At 72.0% G+C, this 26,566-nt stretch carries 21 protein-coding genes; 11 read left to right on the top strand and 10 right to left on the bottom strand.

The window, feature by feature from the left end:
- Positions 1–6 precede the first annotated feature (6 nt).
- From OG965_RS07545 to OG965_RS07530, 4 genes are all read left to right on the top strand, one after another.
- Positions 7–882, top strand: a complete 876-nt coding sequence (locus OG965_RS07545) for a carbohydrate ABC transporter permease (protein ID WP_371656875.1) — start codon at positions 7–9, stop codon at positions 880–882.
- 243 nt (positions 883–1,125) lie between these two features.
- The gene (locus tag OG965_RS07540; RefSeq protein WP_371650437.1) at positions 1,126–2,376 is read left to right on the top strand and encodes a glycosyl hydrolase; all 1,251 of its coding nucleotides are present in this window, start codon (positions 1,126–1,128) and stop codon (positions 2,374–2,376) included.
- 235 nt (positions 2,377–2,611) lie between these two features.
- Complete coding sequence (locus OG965_RS07535; protein WP_371650435.1) at positions 2,612–4,654, top strand: endo-beta-N-acetylglucosaminidase; 2,043 nt, start codon at positions 2,612–2,614, stop codon at positions 4,652–4,654.
- 59 nt (positions 4,655–4,713) lie between these two features.
- Positions 4,714–7,761, top strand: coding sequence for an alpha-mannosidase (locus OG965_RS07530; protein WP_371650433.1), 3,048 nt, complete (start codon positions 4,714–4,716; stop codon positions 7,759–7,761).
- Here OG965_RS07530 and OG965_RS07525 read toward each other — a convergent pair.
- The 5 genes from OG965_RS07525 to OG965_RS07505 all read right to left on the bottom strand — a co-directional run bounded on the left by OG965_RS07525 (position 7,724) and on the right by OG965_RS07505 (position 11,502).
- On the bottom strand, positions 7,724–8,161 hold the full coding sequence (locus tag OG965_RS07525; RefSeq protein WP_371650431.1) for an STAS domain-containing protein: 438 nt from the start codon (positions 8,159–8,161) through the stop codon (positions 7,724–7,726). The genes OG965_RS07530 and OG965_RS07525 overlap by 38 nt on opposite strands.
- Positions 8,162–8,275: 114 nt before the next feature.
- Positions 8,276–9,001, bottom strand: coding sequence for a GNAT family N-acetyltransferase (locus OG965_RS07520; protein WP_371650428.1), 726 nt, complete (start codon positions 8,999–9,001; stop codon positions 8,276–8,278).
- Entirely contained in the window at positions 8,998–9,921 is a 924-nt protein-coding gene (locus OG965_RS07515) for an NADP-dependent oxidoreductase (RefSeq protein WP_371650426.1), read from the bottom strand. The genes OG965_RS07520 and OG965_RS07515 overlap by 4 nt, the downstream gene beginning before the upstream one ends.
- Before the next feature lie 104 nt (positions 9,922–10,025).
- Complete coding sequence (locus OG965_RS07510) at positions 10,026–10,529, bottom strand: hypothetical protein (RefSeq protein ID WP_371650424.1); 504 nt, start codon at positions 10,527–10,529, stop codon at positions 10,026–10,028.
- 184 nt (positions 10,530–10,713) lie between these two features.
- Complete coding sequence (locus tag OG965_RS07505; RefSeq protein WP_371650422.1) at positions 10,714–11,502, bottom strand: uracil-DNA glycosylase; 789 nt, start codon at positions 11,500–11,502, stop codon at positions 10,714–10,716.
- Positions 11,503–11,805: 303 nt separating this feature from the next.
- Between OG965_RS07505 and OG965_RS07500 the strand changes: the two genes are divergently transcribed.
- Positions 11,806–12,312: a two-component system response regulator gene (locus tag OG965_RS07500; RefSeq protein ID WP_371650420.1), complete on the top strand. Its 507-nt coding sequence runs from the start codon at positions 11,806–11,808 to the stop codon at positions 12,310–12,312.
- A gap of 40 nt (positions 12,313–12,352) precedes the next feature.
- On the opposite strand, the gene OG965_RS07495 is transcribed toward OG965_RS07500, so the two are convergent.
- Together OG965_RS07495 and OG965_RS07490 are read right to left on the bottom strand one after the other, a co-directional pair.
- Positions 12,353–13,729, bottom strand: a complete 1,377-nt coding sequence (locus OG965_RS07495) for a SufS family cysteine desulfurase (protein WP_371650418.1) — start codon at positions 13,727–13,729, stop codon at positions 12,353–12,355.
- Positions 13,716–15,101 (bottom strand): family 2B encapsulin nanocompartment shell protein, encoded by a 1,386-nt coding sequence (locus OG965_RS07490; protein WP_371656874.1) that lies wholly within the window; start codon positions 15,099–15,101, stop codon positions 13,716–13,718. The genes OG965_RS07495 and OG965_RS07490 overlap by 14 nt, the downstream gene beginning before the upstream one ends.
- Before the next feature lie 452 nt (positions 15,102–15,553).
- On the opposite strand from OG965_RS07490, the gene OG965_RS07485 reads away from it, so the two are divergent.
- The gene (locus tag OG965_RS07485) at positions 15,554–16,180 is read left to right on the top strand and encodes an LAETG motif-containing sortase-dependent surface protein (RefSeq protein ID WP_371650416.1); all 627 of its coding nucleotides are present in this window, start codon (positions 15,554–15,556) and stop codon (positions 16,178–16,180) included.
- Positions 16,181–16,258: 78 nt separating this feature from the next.
- On the opposite strand, the gene OG965_RS07480 is transcribed toward OG965_RS07485, so the two are convergent.
- Both OG965_RS07480 and OG965_RS07475 read right to left on the bottom strand, forming a co-directional pair.
- Positions 16,259–18,436 (bottom strand): discoidin domain-containing protein, encoded by a 2,178-nt coding sequence (locus OG965_RS07480; protein ID WP_371650414.1) that lies wholly within the window; start codon positions 18,434–18,436, stop codon positions 16,259–16,261.
- 212 nt (positions 18,437–18,648) lie between these two features.
- A complete protein-coding gene (locus tag OG965_RS07475) occupies positions 18,649–20,013 on the bottom strand; it encodes an ROK family protein (RefSeq protein ID WP_371650412.1) in 1,365 nt (454 codons plus the stop codon).
- 185 nt (positions 20,014–20,198) lie between these two features.
- Here OG965_RS07475 and OG965_RS07470 point away from each other — a divergent pair, with 185 nt between their 5' ends.
- The 4 genes from OG965_RS07470 to OG965_RS07455 are packed head-to-tail and all read left to right on the top strand — an operon-like array spanning position 20,199 to position 24,793.
- A complete protein-coding gene (locus tag OG965_RS07470; protein ID WP_371650410.1) occupies positions 20,199–21,515 on the top strand; it encodes a sugar ABC transporter substrate-binding protein in 1,317 nt (438 codons plus the stop codon).
- 8 nt (positions 21,516–21,523) lie between these two features.
- Positions 21,524–22,543 (top strand): carbohydrate ABC transporter permease, encoded by a 1,020-nt coding sequence (locus OG965_RS07465; RefSeq protein ID WP_371650408.1) that lies wholly within the window; start codon positions 21,524–21,526, stop codon positions 22,541–22,543.
- A complete protein-coding gene (locus OG965_RS07460; protein WP_371650406.1) occupies positions 22,536–23,393 on the top strand; it encodes a carbohydrate ABC transporter permease in 858 nt (285 codons plus the stop codon). Before OG965_RS07465 ends, OG965_RS07460 begins: the two co-directional genes overlap by 8 nt.
- A 35-nt stretch (positions 23,394–23,428) precedes the next feature.
- Positions 23,429–24,793 (top strand): GH1 family beta-glucosidase, encoded by a 1,365-nt coding sequence (locus tag OG965_RS07455; RefSeq protein WP_371650404.1) that lies wholly within the window; start codon positions 23,429–23,431, stop codon positions 24,791–24,793.
- Between the two features lie 4 nt (positions 24,794–24,797).
- Here OG965_RS07455 and OG965_RS07450 read toward each other — a convergent pair whose 3' ends face one another.
- Complete coding sequence (locus OG965_RS07450; protein WP_371650402.1) at positions 24,798–25,277, bottom strand: NUDIX domain-containing protein; 480 nt, start codon at positions 25,275–25,277, stop codon at positions 24,798–24,800.
- 118 nt (positions 25,278–25,395) lie between these two features.
- On the opposite strand from OG965_RS07450, the gene OG965_RS07445 reads away from it, so the two are divergent.
- On the top strand, positions 25,396–26,565 hold the full coding sequence (locus OG965_RS07445) for a phosphodiester glycosidase family protein (protein WP_371650400.1): 1,170 nt from the start codon (positions 25,396–25,398) through the stop codon (positions 26,563–26,565).
- Position 26,566 lies beyond the last annotated feature (1 nt).

The following is a 26,566-nucleotide window of genomic DNA, read 5'->3' as shown; positions in this document are numbered from 1 at the left end:
GGCCCGGTGCCCGCCGTGCGCCGCCGCAGGGCGGGCGTCACCGACGCGGAAGGGCGGCGCGTCCCCCTCTGGCAGCTCGTGCTGCGCTACGCCCTGCTCCTGATGGTCCTGGCCCTCACCGTGGGCCCCTTCCTCTGGCAGCTCTCCACCTCGCTCAAGGGCCCGCACGAGGACATCTTCAGCTCCCCGCCCAAGTTCCTGCCGGGGCAGCCGACCCTCGACAACTACGCGCGCGTGGCCGACACCATCCCGGTCTGGGACTACGCCCTGAACTCGCTGAAGGTCGCCGCCGCCAACGTCGTCACCAACTGCGTCGGCGCCTCGCTCGCCGGATACGCACTGGCCCGGATGCGCTTCCGGGGCCGCCGGGCGGCCACCCTCGCGTTCATCCTCGCCATGCTGGTCCCCGTCGAGGGCATCATCATCGCCCAGTTCACCACCATGCGGGACCTCGGCCTCAACAACACCCTCATCGCGGTCGTCCTGCCCGGCTCCATCGGCGCGATGAACGTCCTGCTGATGCGCAACGCCTTCCTCAACCTGCCGTACGAGGTGGAGGAGGCGGCGTACGTCGACGGCGCCAACGCCTGGCAGCGCTATCTGCGGATCGCCCTGCCCGCCGTCAAGGGCACCCTCGCCGTGGTCGCCATCTTCGCCTTCATGGGCGCCTGGGACGACTTCCTGTGGCCGCTGATCGTCCTCAGCGACCCGGACCGCTTCACCCTCACCATCGGCCTGAACTATCTGCACGGCACCTTCGCCAACGACGAACGGCTCGTCGCGGCGGGCACGGTCATCGCCGTCGCCCCGCTCATCGTGCTCTTCGCCTGCCTGCAGCGTTACTTCTTCCGCGGCGTCGGCGAGGGAGCCGTCAAGGGCTGAGAGCCTGTCTTTGAACCCCCGTCTGCGCAGCGACGCCCGGCACGCACGCTCGCCGCACGGTGTCCCAGGACAGGTGGCTCCGCCACATGACCTGGGACGCCGCACACCGATCGCACGCACCGACCGCCGCTGCGCCCGCCCTCCGGGCGGACGACGGGGGTTCAAAGACAGGCTCTTAGCCCCGCGGCCCCGCCCCTCCACACGCCCACAGAACGGACCCGCATGCCTTCAGAACAGGCCCGCATGCCTGCTGCCGTGCGCTTCGGCGCCAACTACACGCCCGGCCAGGGGTGGTTCCACCACTGGCTCGACTTCGACCTCGACGCCGTACGCGCCGACCTCGACGCGATCGCGGCGCTCGGCCTCGACCACATCCGGGTCTTCCCGGTGTGGCCGTACTTCCAGCCCAACCGCACCCTGATCCGGCCGCGCGCGGTCGAGCAGCTGGTCCAGCTCGCCGACGCGGCGGGCGAACGCGGCCTCGACGTCAACGTCGACGGGCTCCAGGGCCATCTGTCGAGCTTCGACTTCCTGCCCGCCTGGACGCAGACCTGGCACCGGCGCAGCATCTTCACCGACCCCGACGTGCTCGACGGGCAGGCGGCGCTGCTGCGCACCCTCGCGGGCGCGCTCGCGGACCGGCCCAACTTCATCGGGATGACGCTCGGGAACGAGATCAACCAGTTCGCGGCCGGGCCGCACCCCGATCCCGACCGCATCACGCCCGCGCAGGCCGGGGCGTGGCTGGGGCGGATGCTCGCCGCGTGCGAGGAGGGCGCCCCCGGCAAGCCGCATGTGCACGCCGAGTACGACGCCGCCTGGTACCAGGACGACCAGCCCTTCACCCCCGAGCACGCCGCCCGGCTCGGCGCCATGACGACCGTGCACTCCTGGGTGTTCAACGGTACGGCCCAGGCGCACGGGCGCACCGGCACGGCCACCGAGCACCACGCTGCGTACCTCGTCGAGCTGTCGAAGGCCTGGGCCGACGACCCGCGCCGGCCGGTGTGGCTCCAGGAGGTCGGCGCGCCCGCCCCGCTGATCCCCGCCGGGCATGCGGCCGCGTTCACCGAGGCGACCGTGGTGAACGCGCTGGACTGCGCGGATCTGTGGGGGGTCACCTGGTGGTGCTCCCACGATGTGGATCGGTCGCTGGCTGATTTTCCCGAACTGGAGTACAGCCTCGGGCTGTTGACCAGTTCCGGGCGGGTCAAGCCGGCGGGCGAGGTCGTGGCCCGGCTGGCCCGGGAGTGGCGGGGGCGTGTCCATGCGCCCGCGCCCCGTACGACCGCGCTCGTCGTCGACGTGGGGGACGAGGTCGTGGCGCCGCGCCGTTCGGTGTGTGCGCCCGGGGGACCGGTCTTCGAGGCGTACGCGCGGCTCGTCGCGGACGGGGTTCGGCCCGCCGCGGTGTTGGCCTCCCGCGCCTCCGACAAGGAGTATCTGGCGCTGCGGGGGATTGGGGAGGTTGTGGTGCCGGGTGATGTGAGCTGAGGGGTGCTGGGCGGCGGCCTGTTCGTCTGCGGACCGTGCGTGGCTGGTCGCGCAGTTCCCCGCGCCCCTGAATACGCCCCTCCGGGGCGCCCCGAGGATGCCGCGCAGCGGCATTCAAGGGGCGCGGGGCTGTGACATTTGCGGCTCCGCCGCGTGGCGCGAGCAACCACAGACAGCCCGCAGCCGAACACACCGCACTTCCGGCATCCCGACCCGACCCGAAACGGAGAACACCATGCCCCAGCACCTCCCCGGCCCCACCCGTCGCGCCGTCGTCCTCGCGGGCGCGGGGACGGCCGCCGCTGTCGTCGTCCCGTCCGTTGCCGCCCGGGCCGCGGAGGGCGGGTCCGTCGACCTTCAGCCGTACGCCTCGTACTGGTACCCGGACTCGCTGCCCTCCGGCACGCCCGGGACCGGCATCACCTGGCGGAGTCTCAAGGACTGGCGGGCCGAGGACGACCGGGATCTGCCCTTCAACACCGCGACCGTGCCGCTCGCCCGGCGGTTCACGCCGGTGGCGGTGAACCGGACCGCGCGGGCCGGGCAGGCCCGTATCCAGGCGCTCGTCTCCTTCGAGCACACCGCGGGCAACCCGTCCCAGGGCGCGGCCACCGCCGACTACTACGCGCTCACCCACTGGGCCTACCTCGACGAGCTGGTCTTCTGGGGCGGTTCGGCGGGGGAGGGGCTGATCCTGGCGCCCAACGCCCCGATCGTGGACGCGGCCCACCGCAACGGCGTGCCCGTGCTCGGCACCGTCTTCCTGCCGCCGACCGCCTGGGGCGGCGAGCTGCGCTGGACCCGCGACCTGGTGCGACGCGACTCGCTCGGCCGTTTCCCGCTCGCCGCGAAGCTCGTCGAGGTCGCGGTCGCGCACGGCTTCGACGGCTGGTTCGTCAACGCCGAGACCGACGGCGGCGACGCGGCCCTCGGCGCCGACATGCTCGCTTTCGTACGGGACCTCAAGGCCCGCAGCGAGGCCGCGGGGCTGCGGATCACGTGGTACGACGCGATGACTGTCGGCGGGTCGGTGGGCTGGCAGGGTGCGCTGAACGACCGGAACCAGGACTTCTTCCGCAGCGCCGACTCGATGTTCGTGGATTTCCGGTGGTCCGCCGAGACCCTCGCGTCCTCCGGCGAGCTCGCGGGGCGGCTCGGCCGCGGCCGCTACGAGCTGTGGGCGGGCGTCGACGTCGAGGCGCACGGGTGGGACAGCTCCGTGGACTGGGACGCCATGGTGCCCCGGGACCGGGCGCACATCGTCTCGTACGGCCTCTACCGGCCCGAGTGGACCCGTAACCAGCTGCCCGCGGGCCGCACCCCGGCGCAGTTCCACGCGGCCGACGACCGTTTCTGGACCGGGCGTTCGCTCGACCCGTCCCAGCCCGACACGGACGGCTGGCGCGCCCCGGCGACGGTGGTCGCGGACCGTTCGACGGTCGACCGGCTGCCGTTCGCGACCACCTTCAACACCGGGCACGGCCTGCGCTGGTACGAGGGCGGCAAGGTGACCTCGGCCGCCGAGTGGAACCACCTCGGCCTCCAGGACCGGCTCCCGGGCCGCCGCTGGGTGGTCCGCACGGGCGGCCGCCGCCCGGACGTCGCCCTCGACTTCGCCGACGCCTGGCGCGGCGGGTCCAGCCTCCTGGTCGACGGCGACTTCGACGCCCCCGCCACGGTCGAGCTCCACGCGACCCGGCTGCCGCTGTCCCGGTCCACGGTCGTCGAGCTCACCCACCGGGCCGACGAGGGCACGGTGACCGTCGAGCTCGCGGTCGCCCTGCGCGAGCCCGCCGGACCCGGCGACCCGGTCCCGTACACCTACGTCCCGGCGGGCAGACTGCGGGCCGGCGGCGCCGGCTGGACCACCGCGACTCTGCGTCTGAACACCCTTTCCGGGACGGCCCGTTCGCTCGGCGTCCGGCTCACCGCCAAGGGGCGCGTCAAGTGGCGCCTGGGCGCGCTGGCGGTGCGCGACACGGCCGCCACGAAGCCGGCCGCACCGACCCGGCCGCGCGTCACCGGCTCCGCGACCGGCGCCGCGGGCACCTCGCTGCGCTTCGCGTGGGGCCGGGCGCCCGGCGCGGTACGCCACTACGAGCTGCACCGGGTGCTGCCCGGCGGAAGCCGCCGCTTCCTCGGGGGAACGTGCGGGAATGCCTTCTTCGTTCCCGCACTGAAGCCGGAAGGAGGCGAGCGGTCGGCGCGGTTCGAGATACGGGCCGTCGACGAGCTGTACTCAGCCTCCGCCCCCGTCTCCACCGTCCACCACTGGTAACCCCGTTCACCCCTGGAATCCGCACCTCGCACGACCTCGACCCCACGGAGCAGCCCCTCATGCATGACGACCGCAGCCTGGTCGAAGCCCGCCTCAGGCGAGTTCTCGACGAGCGCATCCGCCCCGCCGTGTACCCCGAATCCGTCCCGCTGGAAGTGGCGGTGTGGCACGCGCCGGGCGAGCCCGTCCCGGTCGCCGAGGGCCTGGCCGGCGTCCCCGAGCCGATCGCCGTCGGGGACGCCTGGGGGGCGCCGTGGGGCACCAGCTGGTTCCGGGTGACCGGGACCGTACCGGCCGAGTGGGCCGGGAAGACCGTCGAGGCGCTCCTCGACCTCGGCTTCGACGAGAACATGCCGGGCTTCCAGTGCGAGGGCCTCGTCTACCGCCCCGACGGCACCCCGGTGAAGGGCCTCAACCCGCGCAACCAGTGGGTGCGCGTCGGCGCTCCCGCCGTGGGCGGCGAGGAGGTGCGGCTGCACATCGAGGCCGCGTCCAACCCCGTCATCCTCGACTACCACCCCTTCGTGCCGACCACCCTCGGCGACAAGGAGACCGCGGGCACCGCGCCGCAGTACCGGCTGGCCCGGATGGACCTCGCGGTCTTCGACGAGACGGTGTGGCAGCTGGTCCTCGACCTGGAGGTGCTGGGCGAGCTGATGCACGAGCTGCCGGTCGAGGGCGCCCGGCGCTGGGACATCCTGCGGGCGATCGGCCGTGCCCTCGACGCGGTGGACCTCCAGGACGTGAACGGCAGTGCGGCGGCGGCCCGCGCCGAGCTCGCCGGTGTGCTGGCCGTTCCGGCCGGGCCCACCGCCCACCGCATCAGCGCGGTGGGGCACGCGCACATCGACTCGGCGTGGCTGTGGCCGCTGCGCGAGACCGTGCGCAAGGTGGCCCGTACGACGTCGAACATGACGGCGCTCCTGGAGGACGAGCCGGACTTCGTCTTCACCATGTCGCAGGCGCAGCAGTTCGCCTGGATCAAGGAGCACCGGCCCGAGGTGTACGCGCGCGTGAAGAAGGCCGTCTCCGACGGGCGGTTCGTGCCCGCGGGGGGTATGTGGGTGGAGTCCGACACCAACATGCCGGGCTCGGAGGCGATGGCCCGTCAGTTCGTGCACGGCAAGCGGTTCTTCCTCGACGAGTTCGGCGTCGAGAACGACGAGGCCTGGCTGCCCGACACTTTCGGCTTCGCCGCCGGGCTGCCGCAGATCATCAAGGCGGCGGGCGCCAAGTGGCTGCTCACCCAGAAGATCTCCTGGAGCCAGACCAACAAGTTCCCCCACCACACGTTCCAGTGGGAGGGCATCGACGGCACCCGGATCTTCACCCACTTCCCGCCCGTCGACACCTACAACTGCTCGATGAAGGGCAGCGAGATCGCCCACGCGGCCCGCAACTTCAAGGACAAGGGCCACGCCCGGCACTCGCTGGCCCCGACCGGCTGGGGCGACGGCGGCGGCGGCACCACCCGGGAGATGGTCGCCAAGGCGGCCCGGCTGCGGAGCCTGGAGGGCTCGGCGACCGTGGCATGGGAGAGTCCCGCCGAGTTCTTCGCCAAGGCGCAGGCGGAGTACCCGAACGCGCCGGTGTGGGTGGGCGAGCTCTATCTGGAGCTGCACCGCGCCACGCTGACCAGCCAGGCGAAGACCAAGCAGGGCAACCGGCGCAGCGAGCACCTGCTGCGCGAGGCCGAGCTGTGGGCCGCGACGGCTGCCGTGCGGGCCGGATTCCCTTATCCGTACGAGCAGTTGGACCGGATCTGGAAGACCGTGCTGCTGCACCAGTTCCACGACATCCTGCCCGGCTCCTCCATCGCCTGGGTGCACCGGGAGGCGGAGAAGACGTATGCGGCGGTCGCGCGGGAGCTGAACGCGATCATCGACGGCTCGCAGCGGGCGCTCGCGGGGGAGAGCGCCTCGGGTACCACCCTGGTCTTCAACTCCGCGCCCCACGCGCGCGACGGGGTGGCGGCGGGCGCGGCCGCACCCGCTCTCCGTACGGGCGTGAGCCGCGCCGCCCCGCGCGAGGGCGGCGGCTTCGTCCTGGACAACGGACTCCTCTCGGTGCAGATCGACGCCCGGGGGCTCGTGGTGTCCGCGTACGACATCGGCGCCGGGCGTGAGACGGTCGCCCCCGGCCAGGCCGCGAACCTGCTCCAGATCCACCCCGACTTCCCGAACATGTGGGACGCGTGGGACGTGGACGCGTTCTACCGCAACACGGTGACGGATCTGACGGACCTCGACCAGCTCGTGGCGGTGGAGGACGCGGGGGTGGCCGCCGTCCGGATCGTGCGGAGCTTCGGCGACTCCAAGGTCACCCAGCTGCTCGGTCTCGCCCCCGGCGCCAAGCGGCTCGACATCGACACCGAGGTCGACTGGCACGAGACAGAGAGGTTCCTGAAGGCCGCGTTCCCCTTGGACATCCATGCCGAGCGGTACGCGTCGGAGACCCAGTTCGGCCACGTCCACCGGCCGACCCACACCAACACCAGCTGGGAGGCGGCCAAGTTCGAGGCCTGCAACCACCGCTTCGTCCATCTGGAGGAGCCGGGCTGGGGCGTCGCCCTCGTCAACGACTCGACGTACGGGCACGACGTGACCCGGACCGTGCGCGACGCCGACGAGGGCCCGGGCACGACCACCACGGTCCGCGTCTCGCTGCTGCGCGCCCCGCGCTTCCCCGACCCCGAGACCGACCAGGGGCTGCACCGCTTCCGGCACGCGCTCGTCCCCGGAGCCACGATCGGTGACGCGGTGCGCGAGGGCTACCGCGTCAATCTGCCGGAGCGGCGGGTCGCGGGCGGCGCGGAGGTGGCGCCGCTGGTGTCGGTGGACGACGACGCGGTGGTCGTCAGCGCGGTGAAGCTCGCGGACGACGGGAGCGGCGACGTGGTCGTACGGCTCTACGAGTCGCGGGGCGGCCGGGCCCGGGCCCGGGTCACCCCGGGCTTCGAGGCGGACGCGGTGGCGGCGACCGACCTGCTGGAGCGGCCGCTCGCCGAGGGCACCGCGCCCGAACTGGCCGACGGGGTGGTGCGGTTGGCGCTGCGGCCCTTCGAGCTGGTCACCCTCCGTCTGACGCGGACCCGTCCGGGGAACTGAGGGAGTCCAGGGCCTGCTCCAGTGTGGGAGCAGGCCCCAGGACGGCCGTGAGGGCGGTGATCCGCAGGATCCGCAGGGTCAGCGGATGGTCGCAGACCAGCGCCCAGGAGCCGCCCCGCTCGGTCACCCTCCGGTGGGCCCGCACCAGCAGGGCGAGGCCCGAGCAGTCCAGGAACCGGATGGGGCGCAGGTCCACGGCCAGCGCACCCACCCCGTCACCGGTGAGGGTGTCCAGGCGCGGCCGCAGCGCCTGGACGGCTTGGATGTCGATCTCGCCGTGCAGCTCGACGACGGTCACTCCGGCCCGTGTGCGGACCTTGAGGAGTGGCCGCTCGTGGTGCGGGCGGGAGGCCGGCACGAGCTCGCGCGGACCGTCGTCGACGAATTCGTCGCGGAGCACAGTCTCTCCCCCAAAGGCAGCGGGTGTGACGGCCGGGGGCTTGGGCCGCCGGGGGGAACGTTAGACGCTAGCCGGAGCGCCAGAAGTGCAGAAACAATTCACACGACCGTTTCATCACTCGATCGAGTGAAGTGATCTTGTGAGGCTTGCCAGTTCGTCGTCCGGCACCCGCGCCGCCATGAACCGGGTGGTACGGCGGATCCGGAAGCCCAGGGACTCGTAGAGGCGGATGGCGCCGGTGTTGCGCGCACCCGTGTGCAGGAAGGGGCGTTCGCCCCGGTCCCGGATGTTCGCCGCGACCGCCAGGATCAGCCGGGTGCCCAGGCCCTGGCCGCGGAAGGCGTCGTCGGTGCAGACCGCGCTGATCTCCGTCCAGCCGGGCGGGTGCAGCCGCTCGCCCGCCATCGCCACCAGGACGCCGTTCCTGCGCACGCCCAGATAGGTGCCGAGCTCGATGGTGCGCGGCAGGAAAGGGCCCGGCCGGGTCCGCTCCACCAGCTCCATCATCTCGGGCACGTCGTCGGCGGTCAGCGTGACCGCCTCGGCGAACGGCCGGGCGGCCACGTGGTCGTCCACGAGCTGCACCCCGTCCGCCTCGAACGTCAACTCCCAGCCCGGAGGCGGCAGATGGCTCATCCCGAGCAGCGGCACCTCGGTGCCGGGACCGGCCAGCGCGGCGACGTCGGCCCAGTCCTCGGGCCCGGGATCGTCGGAGAGCGCCAGCCACGGCGTCACCTCGGGCGGATAGCGCAGCACCCGCCCCAGCCGCTCGGCGAAGTGGGCGTGCGGCCCGGTGAGGGAGGCGCGGGCGGGGTTGTCGAGGGGGTGCGGTGCGCTCACGCCGCCACCTCGATCACGACCTTGCCGCGCGCATGGCCGTCCTCGACCGCGCGCAGCGCCTCGGACGCGCGCTCCAGCGGGAACGTCGCCGTGACGAACGGGCGCAGCGCCCCGCTCACCGCGAGCCGCGCCACCTCGTCGAGCACCGCGGCCGTGCGGGCCCGCCGGACCGGCGAGCCGCCGAGCCGGGCCGCCACCGGCGGGTCGGCCGCCGTGATCAGCTTCGCAGGGTCGTCGACGAGCGCGGCGACCGTCTCCAGGACCTCGCCGCCGACGAGGTCGAAGACCGCGTCGACACCGTCCGGCGCCGCCGCCCGGACGCGCTCCGCGAGCCCGTCGCCCGCCGAGGACACGTGCACCGCGCCCAGCGCCTCGACGAACTCCTTCTTGCCCTCGCTCGCCGTGCCCACCACCCGCACCCCGAAGGCCCGGGCTATCTGGGCGACGGCCACGCCCACCCCACCGCCGACGCCGGTGACCAGCAGTGTCGCCCCGGCAGGCAGATCCAGCTGGCGCACGCCGTCGTACGCGGTCGCCGCGGCCACCGGCAGGGTCGCCGCGTCCGTGAACGCCAGGCCCTCCGGCTTGTGAGCGGCCACCGGGACCGGCAGCAGCGCGTACTCCGCGTAACCGCCGCCCACCGGATTGCCGAAGACGGCGTCCCCGACGGCGAACCCCGTCACCCCGGGACCCAGCTCCGCCACCACGCCCGCGACCTCGCTGCCGAACACGCCCGGCAGCTCCGGCTCCGGCGCCCCGGGCCTGCGGAAGCCGTTGCGCAGCTTCCAGTCGACCGGGTTCACCCCGGCCGCCCGGACCGCGATCAGCAGCTCTCCGGGGCCCGGGCGCGGCCGGTCCCGCTCGATGAACGCCTCGGTCTCCGGCCCGCCGTTGCGGGTGTACACGTACGCCTTGGGCATCTGCCGACTCCTCGCTCTCAGCAGCTCCAAGGTCGTTCCCGGTGTCACTATTCCCGGGAGTACGCACTGTTCACGCGGCCGCAACGAAGGCCGCGGCCGCACTGCTAGCACTTCGGCGCGTCACCGTTGGCCTGCATGAACGCCGCGCTGGCCCAGCCGCGGGCACCGCTCAGCCAGTACCAGGTGGAGTTTCCGTTGACGTCCGAACCGTGGGTCCTGCACTCGATGCGGTGCTGGCTGCCCGGGCTCAGGCTGACGACGACCCCGGCGTTCAGGCTCGGGTTGTCGCGGACGTTCAGCTCGATGCGCGAGGTCACCGTGCCCCAGACCCGGCCGCCGTCGTGGTGGTCCCAGGAGTGATCCCTGTTGTGGTCGTCCCGGTTCCGGCCGTCGCGGTGATCGTCCCAGCGCCATCCTCCGCCGTGGTCCTCGCGGATCCAGCCGCTGATGTGGGCGTCCCACGACCAGCCGCTGCCCTGGCCGCGGTCGTGGTCGTCACCCTGGTCGTGAGCCGGCGCCGCCGCTGCCGCGGTGGCGAAAGTGCCCATGGCGAGACCGCACGACAGCAGGGTCGCGGCGGCCGCTCGACGTATCCGTCCGGTGTGCATACCGGCTCCTTTCGTCGCTCCCGCCCCTTGTGACCAACCCTTCCATCACACACCCGGGCCGCTCCGGATGCGATCTGGGCAGGTGGGAGCCCGGGAAGCGGTCACCGGTAGCCGGTCTTTCGGTCAAGGTTCAACCAAAGTGGGCGGTTCCAGAAGCCCGCCGAGTGCGTTCGGACGAGTGCGTTCAAAGGCCCGACAGGCGCGCGGCATCGCGGAACACCTCGACGAGCATGGCGAGCGTGAGCCGTCCCGTCGAGGTGTTGCGTTGGCTCGGGTGGTAGCAGCCGAGCAGATGCAGCGGCGGCCGCCCGCCGTCCGAGGCGGACAGTGTCACCTGGACGCCGTGCCCGAACTTGGGCCGGGGGCGCGGCACTTGCCACCCCGCCGCGCTCAGCACCGGAAGCAGCGCCTGCCAGCCGAACGCGCCGAGCACGACGATCGTACGCAACCCCGGGCTCAGCAGCTCCAGTTCGGCCGCCAGCCACGGCCGGCAGTTGTCGCGCTCCTGAGGGGTCGGCTTGTTGTCCGGCGGCGCGCAGTGCACGGGCGCGGCCAGCCGTACGCCCCGCAGTTCGAGCCCGTCCCCGGCGTGCGTCGCCTCGGCCTGGGAGGCCAGACCCACCGTGTGCAGCGCGGCGAAGAGGAAGTCGCCGGAGGCGTCCCCCGTGAACATCCGGCCGGTACGGTTGCCGCCGTGCGCGGCCGGGGCGAGGCCGACGACCGCGAGGGCCGCGTCCGGCGGGCCGAACCCGGGCACCGGCCGCCCCCAGTACTCCCAGTCCCGGAAGGCCGCCCGCTTGGTCGCGGCGACCTCCTCGCGCCAGGCCACCAGACGCGGGCAGGCACGGCAGCGGACCACCTGCGCGTCCAGCGCGTCGAGGCTGCGGCAGCGCGGCGCCCGGCGGGCGGGGAACGCGGGGTCGTCGGGCTCCGCCGACGACCCTCTCGCTCCTGCCCCGCGCGCCTCGTCCATGCCTCCACGCTAGGGCCTGTCGGGGACCCCGGCCCGGCCCGTCGTTCCGCCGAGGCATGCAGAAGAGCCAAAAGGGGGAGTCACAACCGGCCGAATTATTCGCACGCGGAGAGCCCCGGGAGGCGAAGAGGCGTCGGCGGGGCTTCCGTTTGCGCTGGCGGACGCCCGTAGACGGCCGCCGCCCCGGCACCGGCCCCCTCGGCGACGGGCGCAGATGCCGTTGGCAGGTACCGGGGGCCTCCTGCGCTCGGCCCCGGTGCGCACTACTGTGAAAGTCCGGCTGCAGGGGAGTGTGGTTGGGACGTGGACAGTTCGTGGAAGATCCTTGTGGTGGACGACCGCGAGGACAACCTCTTCGCCATGGAGAGTGTGCTGCGTCCCGTGGGCCGCCCGATAGTGTGCGCCCGCAGCGGGGACGAGGCGCTGAAGACCGTGCTGCGCGGCGGCATAGCGGTGATCCTGCTCGATGTGCTGATGCCGCAGATGAACGGCCTCGAAGTGGTCGACTACCTCAAGCGCCTGGACCACACCCGGAACCTGCCGGTCATCCTGGTCACCGGCATCGGCCGCGACGACGACCTCGCGGCCCGTGCCTACCACCTCGGCGTCGCGGACTTCCTGGTGAAGCCGGTGGACCAGTGGGCGGTGCGCTCCAAGGTCCGTGTCCTGGCCGACCTCTACGTCGAGAACCAGCTGCTGCGCCGCCGGCTCGACTCGCTGGGCGCGCCGCTGCCGCCGATGCCGACCGTCCCGCCGCAGGCACATCGCCCGCCGTGGCGGGCGGTGCGGGTGACGGACGACAGATACTGAATCTGCCGTCCGTCACCTGTTGTCCGTGGGTCAAGAGCCGTCAGCCGGACGCCAGTTGCAGCTGCCGCAGCGACGCCACCAGCTGGTCCACCTCCTCCGACGTGTTGTAGAGCGCCAGCGAGGCCCGGGCCGCCGACTCCAGTCCGTAGTGGGCGAGTGCGGGCTGCGCGCAGTGGTGGCCCGCGCGGACGGCGATGCCGTCGCGGTCCAGCCAGTCGGCGACGCCCGCCGGGTCCTGGCCCGCCAGCGTGAACGTCAGCACCGCGATCCTCTCGGGTGCGGCGCCCACCAGCTCCAGACCGGGCACCGTGGCCATGGCCTGCTGGGCGTAGGCCATCAGCCCCTCCTCGTACGCCGTGACGGCGTCGCGGTCGAAGGAGCCCAGCCAGTCCAGCGCGGCCGCGAGCCCCACCACACCGCCGATGTTGCCGGTGCCGGCCTCCATGAGGTGCGGGACGGGCGCGAAGGTGGTGAGGCCGAAGTCCACCGAGTCGATCATGTTGCCGCCGCCCTGCCAGGGCCGCATGCCCGCCAGGACCTCCGGCTTGACGTAGAGGGCGCCGATGCCGGTCGGGGCGAACAGCTTGTGCCCGGAGAACGCGTAGAAGTCCGCGTCCAGGTCCTGCACGTCGACCGGGAAGTGGGCGACCGCCTGTGCCCCGTCCACCAGCACCTTCGCCCCGTACCGATGGGCGAGCGCGGTCATCTCCTTCACCGGCGGGACGGTGCCCAGGACGTTGGAGGCGTGGCTGAGCGCGACCAGCTGGGTCCGCGAGGAGAGCAGGTCCGCGTACGCGGACTGGTCGATCTCCCCCTCGGGCGTCAGCGGAACCGGCACCACCCGGGCCCGGGTCTCCTTGGCGATCATCTGCCAGGGGACGATGTTGGAGTGGTGTTCGAGGACCGGTACGAGGATGTCGTCGCCGGGCCCGAGGTTGTCCCGGCCCCAGCTCTGGGCGACCAGGTTGATCGCCTCCGTGGTGCCGCGCACGAACACGATGCTGTCGGGGTCCGGCGCCCCCAGGAACCCGGCGACCGCCGCGCGCCCCGCCTCGTACGCCTCGGTGGCCTCGCGCGCCATGGTGTGCGCGCCCCGGTGGATGTTGGAGTTGGCGGCGCTGTAGTACGCGCCGAGCGCCTCGATGACCTGGCGGGGCTTCTGCGTCGTCGCCCCGTTGTCCAGCCAGACCAGCGGGCGGCCGTTGACCGTGCGGTGCAGGATCGGGAAGTCCTGGCGGGCCGTCTCGGCCGAGTAGGCACCCGGCACCGAGGGCCGCTGGGGGAGCCCCGGCTGCTCGGGTGCGCTCGGCTGTGCGGGGACGGCCGGCTGCTCGGGCGCGGCGGCCTGCTGGGGCATCGACGGCAGTCCAGTGACCGGTACCGACGACACCTGTCGCGTGAGGTCAGGAATAGTCATGGTAGTTGGACACCTCGACGTTCTGGAGGACGGCGACGGCGTCCTCCACCAGGACGGCCGTGTTGAAGTACGCGGTCATCAGGTACGAGGTGATGCCCTTCTGGTCGGTGCCCATGTTCCGCATCGCCAGACCGGGTTCGACCTCGTCCTGGACGCTCGACGGGCGCAGGCCCACCACGCCCTGCTCGGCCTCGCCCATCCGCATCAGCAGGATCTCGGTGGTGCCGGAGCCCACGCCGCCCGCGAACCGGACCTTGTCGGACGGCAGCAGCGGCACTCCGCGCCAGGTGAGCAGCGGGCTGCCGAACCGGGTGTCGGTGACCGGGGGCACGCCCCGCCGGGTACATTCGCGGCCGAACGCGGCGATCGCCCGGGGGTGCGCGAGGAAGTACCCGGGCTGCTTCCAGACCTTGGCGAGCAGCTCGTCGAGGTCGTCCGGAGTGGGCGAGCCGGTGCGGGCCTGGACGCGCTGCCCCGCCGAGACGTTGTTGAACAGGCCGAACTCCGGGTGGTTCAGGAGCGCCGCCTCCTGCCGCTCGCGCAGCGCCTGCACGGTGAGGTTGGACTGGGCGCGGGTCTGGTCGATAGGCCCGTTGTAGAGGTCCGCGACGCGGGTGTGGACGCGCAGCACGGTCTGCGCGAGCGTCATGTGGTACTCGCGCGGCGCGTCCTCGTAGTCGACGAACGTCCCCGGCAGATCCGGCTCGCCCACATGGCCGGAGGACAGGTCCACCGGCACCTCGGCGCCCGGCACCATGTGGTTCCCGGCGGCGTAGTCGTCCATGGAGGCCCGGACCCCCGCGTCCCGGTCGGTCAGGGCGGCGAGCGCGCTGCGCTCGGCGACCAGGGCCACGCCGGGCGTGAGCGCCTGCACGCGGTACGGCATCGGCTCGGAGCGGGTCCAGCTGTCGAGGTCGAAGAACTGGCCGTCGCCGATGACTTCGAGCAGCGCCTCCTCGCCGTACCGGCCGGTCATGCGCTTCTCGGCGCGGCCGCGCACGATCACCCACAGCCGGTCGGCCGGGTCGCCGCTCTGCACCAGGACCTGCCCGGACTCGAAGGAGACCTCGGTGAAGGCGCCGGCCAGCTCGGTCAGGAGCGCGTCGTCGGCGTCGCGCAGATACGGCATCTCCCGCAGGTCGCCGGGTACGACGCGGTTGGCGCCGTCGTTGTCCGTGTACGTGGTGATCCGGTCGTCGCCCAGGACGAAGGTGCGGCGCCGGTTGACGCGGTACACCCCGGACTCGACGTCCACCCAGGGCAGCGCGCGTAACAGATAGCGCGGGGTGATGCCGCGCATCTGCGGCGTGGTCTTGGTGGCGGTCGCGAGTTGCCGTGCCGCATCCGGGCTGAGTGTCATCCGGTCATTCACCACAGGAAACCTCCTCGAAGACATACGCGGGCAGCCGCCGGGACGGCTGCCGCACAGGAACGAGGACCGATCGTCTGCTTGCCCCCGGGCAGTCCACAAGGCGCCATTCGCGGGCGCGCGGAGCCGCCCGGCCTGAAACAGTTCATTCAGTCGATGGGTTCCTGAAATGGAATGGTGGATTCTTTCAACAGGTTGCCTGGTGGCTGCCGTCAGGGCGTGGCTGGTACGCCTTTTCCGGATTCATTGAAGGAAATTCAACTTCCCTGGGAAAGGCGTGATATGACCCGATGGTGACGCTATGAGCTCCTGAAAGTCCGACTTATGCTGGCGAGTTACGCGTGGCGATCCCCAGTGGGCCCGGTGCGGTTGGGGGGACCGCTGCTCGGTCGTGGGACGGGAGCGGTACTGTGCGCGCACCGTCAATCCGGCGGTGCGGAACTGTGGAGGATTCTGTGACCGTAATCAGAGGAACGGGGCGTCGTCGTGGAGCGCTGTTAGGAGCCGCCGCTGCGGGCCTCATCGGCGTCGGCCTGACCGCGGTGCCCGCGCAGGCCCACAACCCGGTCTGGAAGGTGACCTGCTCGGCCGTCACGGTGGACCTGACCAGGTACTCCGGCGAGGCCGCCAACACGGTGACCATCAAGACGGCGGACGGCAAGGACCTGCTTCCCACCGAGCAGTTCAAGGGCGAGTTCCACAAGAGCCTCAAGCTCCCCGCCCACGACAAGGAGCTCACGCTCCGGCTCATCGTGAAGGCGGGCGACGGGGACCAGTACTCGCGCGACGAGACCAAGACGTCTCCCGTGTGCGACACGGTGCCGCCGACCAAGCCCACCCCCTCGTCCAAGCCGTCCAAGCCGCCGAAGTCGACCCCGACCCCGTCGGCCAAGCCCAGCACGCCCGCCCCCGCGCCCAGCACGTCCTCGGCGGCGGCCCCCGCGCCCCAGCCGAGCCCCAACCTTGCCGAGACCGGCTCGTCGAGCTCCACCCCGCTCGTCGCCGGCATGGGCGGTGCGGTGCTCGTCGCGGGCGGCGCCATCGTCTGGGCCGCGCGCCGGAGGCGCACGGCCAGGCACTGAACCACACACCCCGTGGCGACCGCGCCGGAGACCTGGACGGGTCTCCGGCGCGGTCGCGTGTCACAGGGGCACGAGGGTTCAGGGATACGAGACCAACGTCGACGGCGTCGTCGAGGTGCCCGAGGTGGGCGCGCCGGTGTCGTTGACCACGTGCGCGTACTGCCCCTGGCCGCCGAGTGAGATCACCAGCAGGTCGTGCAGCCGCACGCCCGGCCGGTCCGGCACCTGGAAGCCGTGGTCCTGGACGATCGTCGGATCCACGTTGTAGTAGCAGTAGCTGCCCAGTCCCCAGCCCTCGTGGGTGGTCACCGAGTCGGCCACCTTGTACGCGGCGAACCCGCGCACACTCCCGTTCTGCACCGCGGCCTGGTTGGGCGCGTCGTACGACTTCTCGTTCTGGAAGAAGATCGTCCGGCCGCGCTCACCGTTCCACTGCACGTCGTACTTGTTGAAGTGCTCGACGAACAGGCCCGTGGCCAGGACGTCGTCGCCGTTGACCGTCAGCCCGTAGTCGGCCCGGTTGGTGTCCCAGCCGACGCCGCTGCCGTGGTCGGCGCGCCACAGCCAGGTGTGGTCGACGACGGTGTGGTTGCTGTTGATCTCCATGCTGGTGGTCGCCCGGCCCGCGCCCGCCCCGCCGATCCGGACGAACACGTCCTGGACGGTCGTCGGGTCCGCCGCGTGGTTCGCGCTCGCCCCGGGCGGCCCGACCTGGAGCAGTACGGACGAGTTCACCGGCCCCGCGTCGATGAGGAACCCGGCGAGCCGCACCCCGTCGACATCGGCGACCCGCATCGCGGTGACGCCGTTGTCCGGCACGATCGTGGCGAGCCCGAGGCCCAGGACCACCGTGTCGGGCCGGGTGACCTCGATCGGCCGGTCGACGTGGTAAATCCCGGGCGTGAACAGCAGGTTGAGGCCCTGGGCGAGCGCCTGGTTGATGGTCGCCGCGGTCGCGCCGGGCTTCACCACGTAGAACTGGCTGAGCGGGACGGAACTGCCCGGCGTCGCACCCGGCCCCCAGGAGACATCGCGCGCGTTGGTGCGCTTCGCGGGCACGAACACCTTGTAGTCGTTGCCGTCGAGGTAGAGGAACGGCTTCTCGCGCGAGACCGGTGTGGTGTCGAGCGTGGTGTACGGGGGATTGGGGAAGCTCTGCGCGGGCGCGCCCCGCACCCCGGAGAAGGTCATGTTCCACACGCCGTTGGTCCAGCCGCCCACCGAGCTGTCACGGGTGTACCACTGCTGCTGCGAGTACGGCCCGACCGTGCCGTCGATCCTGCTGTCCGCGATGTAGCCGCCGCTGGCCCAGCCGTAGCCGTTCGGGGCCAGATTGAGGCCGCCCTTCACATGCATCCGCCGGAACGGCGCGGCCTGGGCGACCGCCCAGCGGTCGGTGCCGCTGACCGGGTTGAGCGCCAGGTTCTCGGCGGAGCGCCAGAAGTTCTGGGTGGCGTTGCCGTTGAACCAGCCCGCGTCCACGGTCACATCGCCGTTGAAGGTCGTGTCGTCGGGGTTGAGCCCGAGCCCCGCTATCGACGTGTAGAAGCCGAGGTTGGCATTGATGCCGTTGTACGTTCCGGGCTTGAACAGAAGGGCGTATCGGCCGGTGCCGAACTGCGCCGACTCCTGCTGCCGGAACACCTGGTCGAGCTTGCCCTGGATGTCGGGGGTCGACGGGTCGAAGACCAGGACGTTGGGGCCCAGGTCCCCGCCGCCGGGCAGGGTGGAGCCGCCGCTGCCGAACACCTGGAACTCCCAGAGGGAGTACCCGTATCCGGTGGCGCGGGCCGTCCCGTACATCCGTACATAGCGGGCGGTGCCCGAGATGTTCAGGGTCTCGGTGCCGCCGGCTCCGTCGGCCGTGGAGTACGCCGTGGTCCAGGCGGTGCCGTCGGTGGAGAGCTCGATGCGGTACGCCTTGGCGTACGCCGCCTCCCACTTGAGGACCACCTTGCCGAGCGCGGCCGGGGCGCCGAGGTCGACCTGGATCCACTGCGGATCCAAGAACGCGCTCGACCAGCGGGTTCCGTCGTTCCCGTCGACGGCCGCGGCGGCCGGGGTGCCGCCGTTCTCCTGGCTGGACACGGTGACGGGCCTGCCCTGGGAGAGCGGCGGCGGATCGGCGTGGGCGGCGGGCGCGGGGACGAACAGGAGCAGCGCGGCCACCAGGGCGGCGGCCACGGCCGCGGCGAGCCGCCGAGGGTGTGCGAACGGTCCGGGGGACACCGGCGAACCGGTGGGGGGAGCGTGCATCGAGCCTCGATCCTGAGTCGTGGGGGTGAGGAACGGGATGTCTGAGAGCGCTCTCCGACTGCACCCAGATGGTTCTCCCGTGCTACCAACACGTCAAGAGTTGTACGCATACCGGTTGTTGGGGCCCAGGTCCGTTCGCGCTCACCTGGGCCCTGATCCGGCGGCGCGCCCGCGCTCCACGGCTTCCTCGACCCCGTATGCCGGTATGTCGGTCAGCGTGCGGCGCGCTCCTCGACCGAGGCCCGCCAGCCGGGCTGCTCGGGGACGGCGGGCGCCGCGTCGGCCGGTGCGCGGCGGCCGCCGCGTGCGAAGAAGTCGGCCAGCGGCAGGGTCGCGGCGCCGACCGTGACCGCGTCCGGGCCGAGCCGCCCGAGCTCGATGGTGACGCGCTCGGCGGGGTGCCGCAGGGCGTACGCGGTGGCGTGCGCGCGCACCGACTCCAGGATGTACGGGCCGAGTTGGAGGCCCGCCCAGCCGCCGATGAGGATGCGCTCGGGGTTGTAGAGGTTGATGAGGTCGGAGAGCCCGGCGCCGAGATACTCGGCGGTCTCGTCGAGCACGGCCCGCGCGACGGGGTCGTGGGCGGGTCGGCTTCCGTCCTTTCCGGTAGAAGCGTCCGTCTCCGCTCTGCCCTCCGCCGCCTCCGGATAAGCCGCCGCCACCAGCGCCGACACCGCCACCTCCTCCGCGATGCCGTCCGGCAGGGCGGCGCCCGCCTCGCGCCAGCGCGCGACCAGGGCTTCGGCTCCCGCGTACGCCTCCAGGCAGCCCGGTGCGCCGCACCGGCAGCGGCGGCCGCGTACGTGGACCGTGGTGTGGCCCCACTCCGCGGCGCTGCTGTGCGCGCCCCCGTAGATCTGCCCGTCGGAGACGATGCACGCGCCGACGCCCGAGCCGAACAGCACGACCACCGCGTCCTGGGCACCGCGTCCGCCGCCGAACCACATCTCGGCCTGGCCGAGCGTCTTGGCGCCGTTCTCCACGAAGAGGCGGACGCCCGGCGGGAGTTCGGCCGCGAGCGCGGTGCGCAGCAGGGCCTCCAGCGGGACCGCGTCCCAGCCGATGGTCTGCCCGTGCACCACGGCGCCCTCGGCGCCGCTGCGGTCGACGATGCCCGGGACCCCGACGCCGATCCCGAGCAGGCGCTCGGGCGCCAGGGCGGCCTCGCGCAGCACGGCGGCCACCCCGTCGCGGATGAGTCCGACGATGTGGTCCACGTCGTAGCCGTCCGCCTCCAACGGCAGCTCCGCGCGCGCCAGTTCGCTCATCACCAGGTCGAAGAGCTCGACGCGCACACGCGTCTCGCCGACGTCCACCCCGATGAGGTGGCCGCTGTCGCGGGTGACCCGGAGCAGGGTGCGCGGTCTGCCGCCGTCCGAGTCGACGACGCCGGCGTCCTCCAGGAGCCCGTCGGCGGCGAGCTCGGTGACCACGTTGCTGATGGAACCTGAACTCAACCCGGTGGCGGGGCCGAGCGCCTGACGGCTCGTCGGGCCGTCGAAATACAACCGTTGCAATACCGCGGTCCGGTTGTCCCGCCGCAGGTCACGAACGGTTCGTCTGTTCGGCATGGCCATATGGCTCCCTCCCTGCGTGCAACATACCGTCGCGCGGGGCCTTGACGCGACCTTCTCTCGGGTCTTAACTCACGTCCTAAATTAAGGCGTGAGTCCGTTCAGGGCCTGAACCCGACCACCTCTGGAACCCAACCACCTTCTGGAACCCAACCACCTCTGGAACCCTGGAAAGGGGCGATCCCGTCATGCGCAGACTCCGAGCCGCGGCTGCCTTCGCGACCGTCACCGCTCTCGCCGCCACCGCGAGCGCCTGCGGCGGCGGCTCCGACACGGGAGGATCGGGCGGCAACGACTCCCCGAAGTCCCTGACGTACTGGGCGTCCAACCAGGGTCCGAGCATCGAGGCGGACAAGAAGATCCTGACCGCCGAGCTCAGGAAGTTCGAGCAGCGGACCGGGATCAAGGTCAAGCTGGAGGTCGTCCCCTGGTCCGACCTGCTCAACCGCATCCTCGCCGCCACCACGTCCGGCCAGGGACCCGACGTACTGAACATCGGCAACACCTGGTCCGCCTCGCTCCAGGCCACCGGTGCGCTCCTGCCGTGGGACCGGGCGGCGTTCGACGCGATAGGCGGGCGGGCCCGGTTCGCGGACTCCGCGGTCGCCGCGGCCGGCGCCCCGGGCAAGGACCCGGCGGCCGTCCCGCTGTACTCGCTGTCGTACGCGCTCTACTACAACAAGAAGATGTTCGCCGACGCGGGGATAGCGAAGCCGCCCGCGACCTGGGACGAGCTCGTCGCGGACGGCAAGCGGCTCTCCAAGGACGGCAAGTGGGCGCTCGGCGCCGAGGGCGCCAACCTCGCCAACAACATCCACCAGGTGTTCGTCCTGGGCAAGCAGCACGGCGCGGACTTCTTCGACTCCGCCGGAAAACCCACCTTCACCTCGGAGGGCGCGGTCGCCGCCGTGAAGCAGTACGTCGACTTCATGGCCAAGGACAAGATCGTCGCGCCGGGCAGCGCCGAGTACGCCCAGAACCAGTCGCTGCGCGACTTCTCGACCGGCAGGACCGCCATGGTGCTCTGGCAGGCCGCCGCCTCCACCTTCGCCGCGCAGGGCATGAAGCCCGAGGACTGGGGCGTCGCACCGGTGCCCGTCCCGGCCGGGACCCCGGACGCGGCCAAGAACGTCAACTCGATGGTCGCGGGCATCAACATCTCCGTCTTCAAGAACACCCACAACCGCGATGGCGCCCTCCAGTTCGTGAAGTTCATGACCAGCGACGAGGAACAGCGGATCCTCAACAAGACGTACGGTTCGATCCCGCCGGTCAAGGCCGCACAGCAGGACCCCGCCTTCGGCGCCCCCGACACCTCGGTGCTCAGGGAGACGCTGCTCAGGAGCGCCGCCCCGCTGCCGCAGGTCCCCGAGGAGTCCCAGTTCGAGACCGCCGTGGGCACCGCCGTCAAGGACCTGTGGGCCGACGCGGCGGCGGGCCGCGCGGTCACCACCGAGTCCGTCGAGGCGGCCCTCGCCAAGGCCCAGCAGCAGATGCCGAAGTGAGCGCCCCCGTGACCCCGCCGACCCCCGCGCCCACCGCCGTCGGCGCGCAGGCGCCACCGGAGCGCGCCGAGCGGGCCGAGCCGGCGCGGGCCCGCCGCCGAGGCCCCCGCGCCCCCGGCCGGATCCGCCACGCGAGCCTGCCGTATCTGCTCCTGCTCCCGGCCCTGGCCCTCGAACTCCTCATCCACCTGGTGCCGATGGTCATCGGCGCCGTGATGAGCTTCAAGACGCTCACCCAGTTCTACATCCGCGACTGGTCCACCGCGCCCTGGGCCGGACTCGACAACTACAAGCTCTCCGTCGACTTCTCCGCACCCGTGGGCAAGGACCTGCTCGACTCCTTCGTCACCACCTGCCTGTTCACGGTGGCCTCGGTCGCCCTGTGCTGGCTGCTCGGCACGGCGGCGGCCGTCTTCACGCAGGAGAGCTTCCGCGGCCGGGGGCTGCTGCGCGCGCTCTTCCTCGTCCCGTACGCGCTGCCGGTCTACGCGGCCGTCATCACCTGGGCGTTCATGTTCCAGCGCGACAACGGGCTGGTCAACCACGTCCTGCACGACCAGCTCGGGCTCGGCGGCGACCGCGCCTTCTGGCTGATAGGCGACAACAGCTTCTACGCGCTGCTCACCGTCTCGGTCTGGAAGGGCTGGCCGTTCGCGTTCCTCATCGTGACGGCCGGGCTGCAGAACATCCCCAAGGAGCTGTACGAGGCCGCGGCGATCGACGGCGCGGGGGTGTGGCAGCAGATCCGCCGCATCACCCTGCCGTCGCTCCGGCCGGTCAACCAGGTCCTCGTCCTGGTGCTGTTCCTGTGGACGTTCAACGACTTCAACACGCCGTACGTGTTGTTCGGGCGCTCGGCACCGAAGGCGGCGGACCTCATCTCCATCCACATCTACCAGTCGTCGTTCGTCACCTGGAACTTCGGCACCGGCGCCGCGATGTCGGTCCTGCTGGTGCTGTTCCTGCTCGTGGTGACGGGCGTCTATCTGCTCCTCACGTCCAGGGGAAGGAAGTCCGCGAATGTCTAGCCCGAGCCCCACCGCCCCGCCCCGGTCCTTCGTCCGGTCCCGGCGGATCTTCCTCACCCTGCTGACCGGGTTCGTGCTGCTGCCGGTGTACGTGATGGCCAGCAGCTCCCTGAAGCCGCTGGAGGACGTGTCGGGGCGGTTCCGCTGGCTGCCCAGCGGGCTGACCGTCCGTCCCTACCTCGACATCTGGAAGACCGTCCCGCTCGCCAAGTACTTCGTGAACTCGCTGATCGTGGCGGGCTCGGCGACCGTCCTGTCCGTCGTCGTCGCGATCTTCGCGGCGTACGCGGTGAGCCGCTACCGCTTCCGCGGCAAGCGCGTGTTCACCGTGACCGTCCTGTCCACCCAGATGTTCCCCGGCATCCTCTTCCTGCTGCCGCTGTTCCTGATCTTCGTCAACGTCGGCAACACCACCGGAGTCGCCCTCTACGGTTCGCGCGGCGGGCTCATCCTCACCTATCTCACCTTCTCGCTGCCCTTCTCCATCTGGATGCTCATCGGCTACCTCGACTCGGTCCCGCGCGACCTCGACGAGGCGGCGATGGTCGACGGCTGCGGCCCGCTGGGCGCGCTGTTTCGCGTGGTGGTCCCGGCGGCGGTCCCCGGCATCGTGGCGGTCGCGGTGTACGCGTTCATGACGGCGTGGGGCGAGGTCCTCTTCGCCTCGGTGATGACGAACGACACCACCCGCACCCTCGCCGTCGGCCTCCAGGGCTACGCCACCCAGAACGACGTGTACTGGAACCAGGTCATGGCCGCGTCGCTGGTCGTCAGCGTGCCGGTGGTCGCCGGGTTCCTGCTGCTCCAGCGCTATCTCGTCGCCGGTCTCACGGCCGGCGCCGTGAAGTGACGAGCCGTCACCCCCGTTTCCCCGAAAGGACATTCGTGACCGAGCCCATCGACCTCGCCGCCCTCCCGAAGGACTTCGCCTGGGGCGTGGCCACCTCCGCGTACCAGATCGAGGGGGCCGTGGCCGAGGACGGCCGAGCCCCCTCGATCTGGGACACCTTTTCGCACACCCCCGGGAAGGTCGACGGCGGCCACCACGGCGACACCGCGTGCGACCACTACCACCGGTGGCGCGAGGACATCGCGCTGATGAAGGAGCTCGGTGTCACCTCGTACCGCTTCTCGCTCGCCTGGCCGCGCATCGTCCCGGGCGGCGACGGGCCGGTCAACCGGGCGGGGCTCGACTTCTACTCCCGCCTGGTCGACGCCCTCCTGGAAGCCGGGATCACCCCCAACGCCACGCTCTACCACTGGGACCTGCCCCAGGCCCTCCAGGACCGGGGCGGCTGGCCCGCCCGGGACACCGCCGAGCACTTCGCCGCATACGCGTCGGTCGCGGCCGAGGCCCTGGGCGACCGCGTCCCGCTGTGGGCCACCCTCAACGAGCCGCTCTGCTCGGCCTGGATCGGCCACCTCGAAGGGCGGATGGCCCCCGGCCTCACCGACATCGCGGCCGCCGTCCGCGCCTCGTACCACCTGCTGCTCGGCCACGGCCTGGCCACCCGGGCGCTGCGGGCCGCCGCCCCGAGCGCGCGGATCGGCATCGTCAACAACCTGTCGACCGTCGAGCCCGCCACCCGGTCCGAGGCCGACCTCGCCGCCGCCCGCCGGGCGGACGGCCACACCAACCGCTGGTGGCTCGACCCGGTGCACGGCCGGGGCTTCCCCGCCGACATGACCGAGGTGTACGGGGTCGACCTGCCCGAGCGCCCCGGCGACCTCGCCGCGATCGCCGAGCCGCTCGACTGGCTGGGCCTCAACTACTACTTCGGCGTACGCGTCGCCGACGACCCGCACGGCCCGTACCCCTTCGCCCGCCAGGTGCCCCGCCCCCGCCTGCCGCGCACCGGTATGGACTGGGAGATCGACGCGAGCGGCATCGAGACCCTTCTGATGCGGCTGACCGACGACTACGGGGCCCGCCGGATCCACGTCACCGAGAACGGCTCGGCCTACCCCGACGTCGTACGGGCCGACGGCACCGTCCACGACCCCGAGCGCGTCCAGTACCTGCGCGAACACCTGGCGGCCTGTGCCCGCGCCGCCCGCAGGGGCGCCCCGCTCGCCGGGTACTACGCCTGGTCGCTCCTGGACAACTTCGAGTGGGCGTACGGCTACGACAAGCGGTTCGGCCTGGTGCACGTCGACTACGCGACCCAGAAGCGGACGGTCAAGGGCAGCGGACGGCACTACGCCGAGATCATCGCGGGCCACCGCCGCCGCGCCCCGCGCGCGGCCTGACCCGTCAGCTCCGCCCCGGCTCCTGGAGGTACGCGGCCAGCCGGTCGAGGAAGACCCGCTGCCCCGCCACCAGCCTGGTCGACGCCTGCGCGGGCGCGAGCCAGGCGAGGCGGTCGAGCTCCGGGAACTCCTGCTGCACGCCGGAGCCCCGGGGCCACTCCATGGTGAAGGTGCCGGGCACCACGGCCGTGAGGTCGAGGTCGGCCTCGACCGCCCAGACCGTCACCACCTTCCCGCCTGCCTGCCGGGCCTCGCCGAGCGGCACCCGGGTGCCCTCGGGGGCGGGCAGGCCCAGCTCCTCCTCGAACTCGCGCAGGGCCGCCGCCTCCGGTGTCTCCTCCGGGCCGTACTCGCCCTTGGGGATCGACCAGGCGGCCTCGTCGCGGCGGGACCAGAACGGCCCGCCCATGTGCCCGATCAGCACTTCGACACCGCTCGGTGCGGTCCGGTAGAGGAGGAGCCCCGCGCTGCGCTTCTCGGCCATGCCGCCCAGTGTGATGGCTGATTAGGTCACCGGCGATCGGGTTATAGCAGAAAGAAGTCATTTATCTGGGCATTTCGGATGCGTGTCCGCCCGGAACCCGCCTCGGAGAGGGAGCGCCATGGCCCGTCGCCGGCTGCTGCCGTGGAGACACCGCCGCGATCTGACACCGCCCCAGCGCCGTCGGCGCCGTCTGGCCGTCCGCTCCACGCTGGCGGTGTGCGTGCTCGGCGCCGGGACCGTGGGCTGGTCGGTGGGCGAGGCCCTGACCTATCCGGGTGACGACAGCACGGCGGCGCGCCTGGCGGGCTGGGCCCGCGAGCATGAGCTGGGCTTCGTCGTCGACAAGCTGGAGAACCTCCAGTACGAGATGGACCCGCCGAAGGTCGGCGGCTCGCTGCCCAGCGAGTCGCTGGCCCGGATGCGCAGGGCCGCCGTCGCCCCACCGGTCGCGGCGCGCGACGGGCTGCCGCTGCGGTCCCCGATGCGGCCGCCGGTCGCCCCCGCGCTGGCGGGCGAAGGCGTCTGGCGCGCACTGGTCTCGGTCCACGGCCGCCCGATCGTGCAGGGCACCTATGTGCGCCCCGACGCCGCCCACACCTCGTACGAGGCGGCCGTCGCCTGGGTCAGCGCCAAGGACTCCCGCTTCCAGTTGCACCCCGGACTGCGCGAGCCGGGCGGGTCCTTCGCCGTCCCGCCCAGCATCCCCAAGGGGCAGCGCACCGGTCTGGTGGCGTCCTGGAACGGCGGCTTCAAGATCACCGACGGCGGCTCCCGGGGCGGCTTCCTCCTCGCCGGGAAGACCGCGGGGGAGCTCCGCGACGGCGCCGCCTCCGAGGTCTTCTACCGTGACGGCTCGATCCGCATCGGCGTCTGGGGACGCGATCTGCGGATGACCCCGGAGGTCGTGGGGGTGCGCCAGTGCCTCGACCTGATGGTCGACGGCGGCCGGGTGGTGCCCGACATCGACAACGACTCCAAGTGGGGCGCCACCGACCAGAGCAGGATGTACGTGGCGCGCTCCGGCGTCGGCGTCACCGCCGAGGGCGATGTGATCATGGTGGTCGGCCAGGCCCTGTCGGCCCGTACGCTCGCCGAGCTGATGGAGCGCGCGGGCGCGGTCCGCGCCATGCCCCTCGACATGAACCGCGCCTGGCCGTCCTTCATGACCTACGACGGCAGCCGCACCCCGGACGACCCCGCGCCCACCAACATCCTCGACTTCGAGAACCCCCCGGAGCGCTACTACAACCAGGCCACCCGCGACTTCGTCGCCGTCTACGCCCGCTGAC

Origin of the sequence: Streptomyces sp. NBC_00224, from assembly GCF_041435195.1 — a bacterium.
In the GTDB taxonomy this organism is placed as follows: domain Bacteria; phylum Actinomycetota; class Actinomycetes; order Streptomycetales; family Streptomycetaceae; genus Streptomyces.
This window is presented reverse-complemented; position numbering and strand designations above follow the sequence as displayed.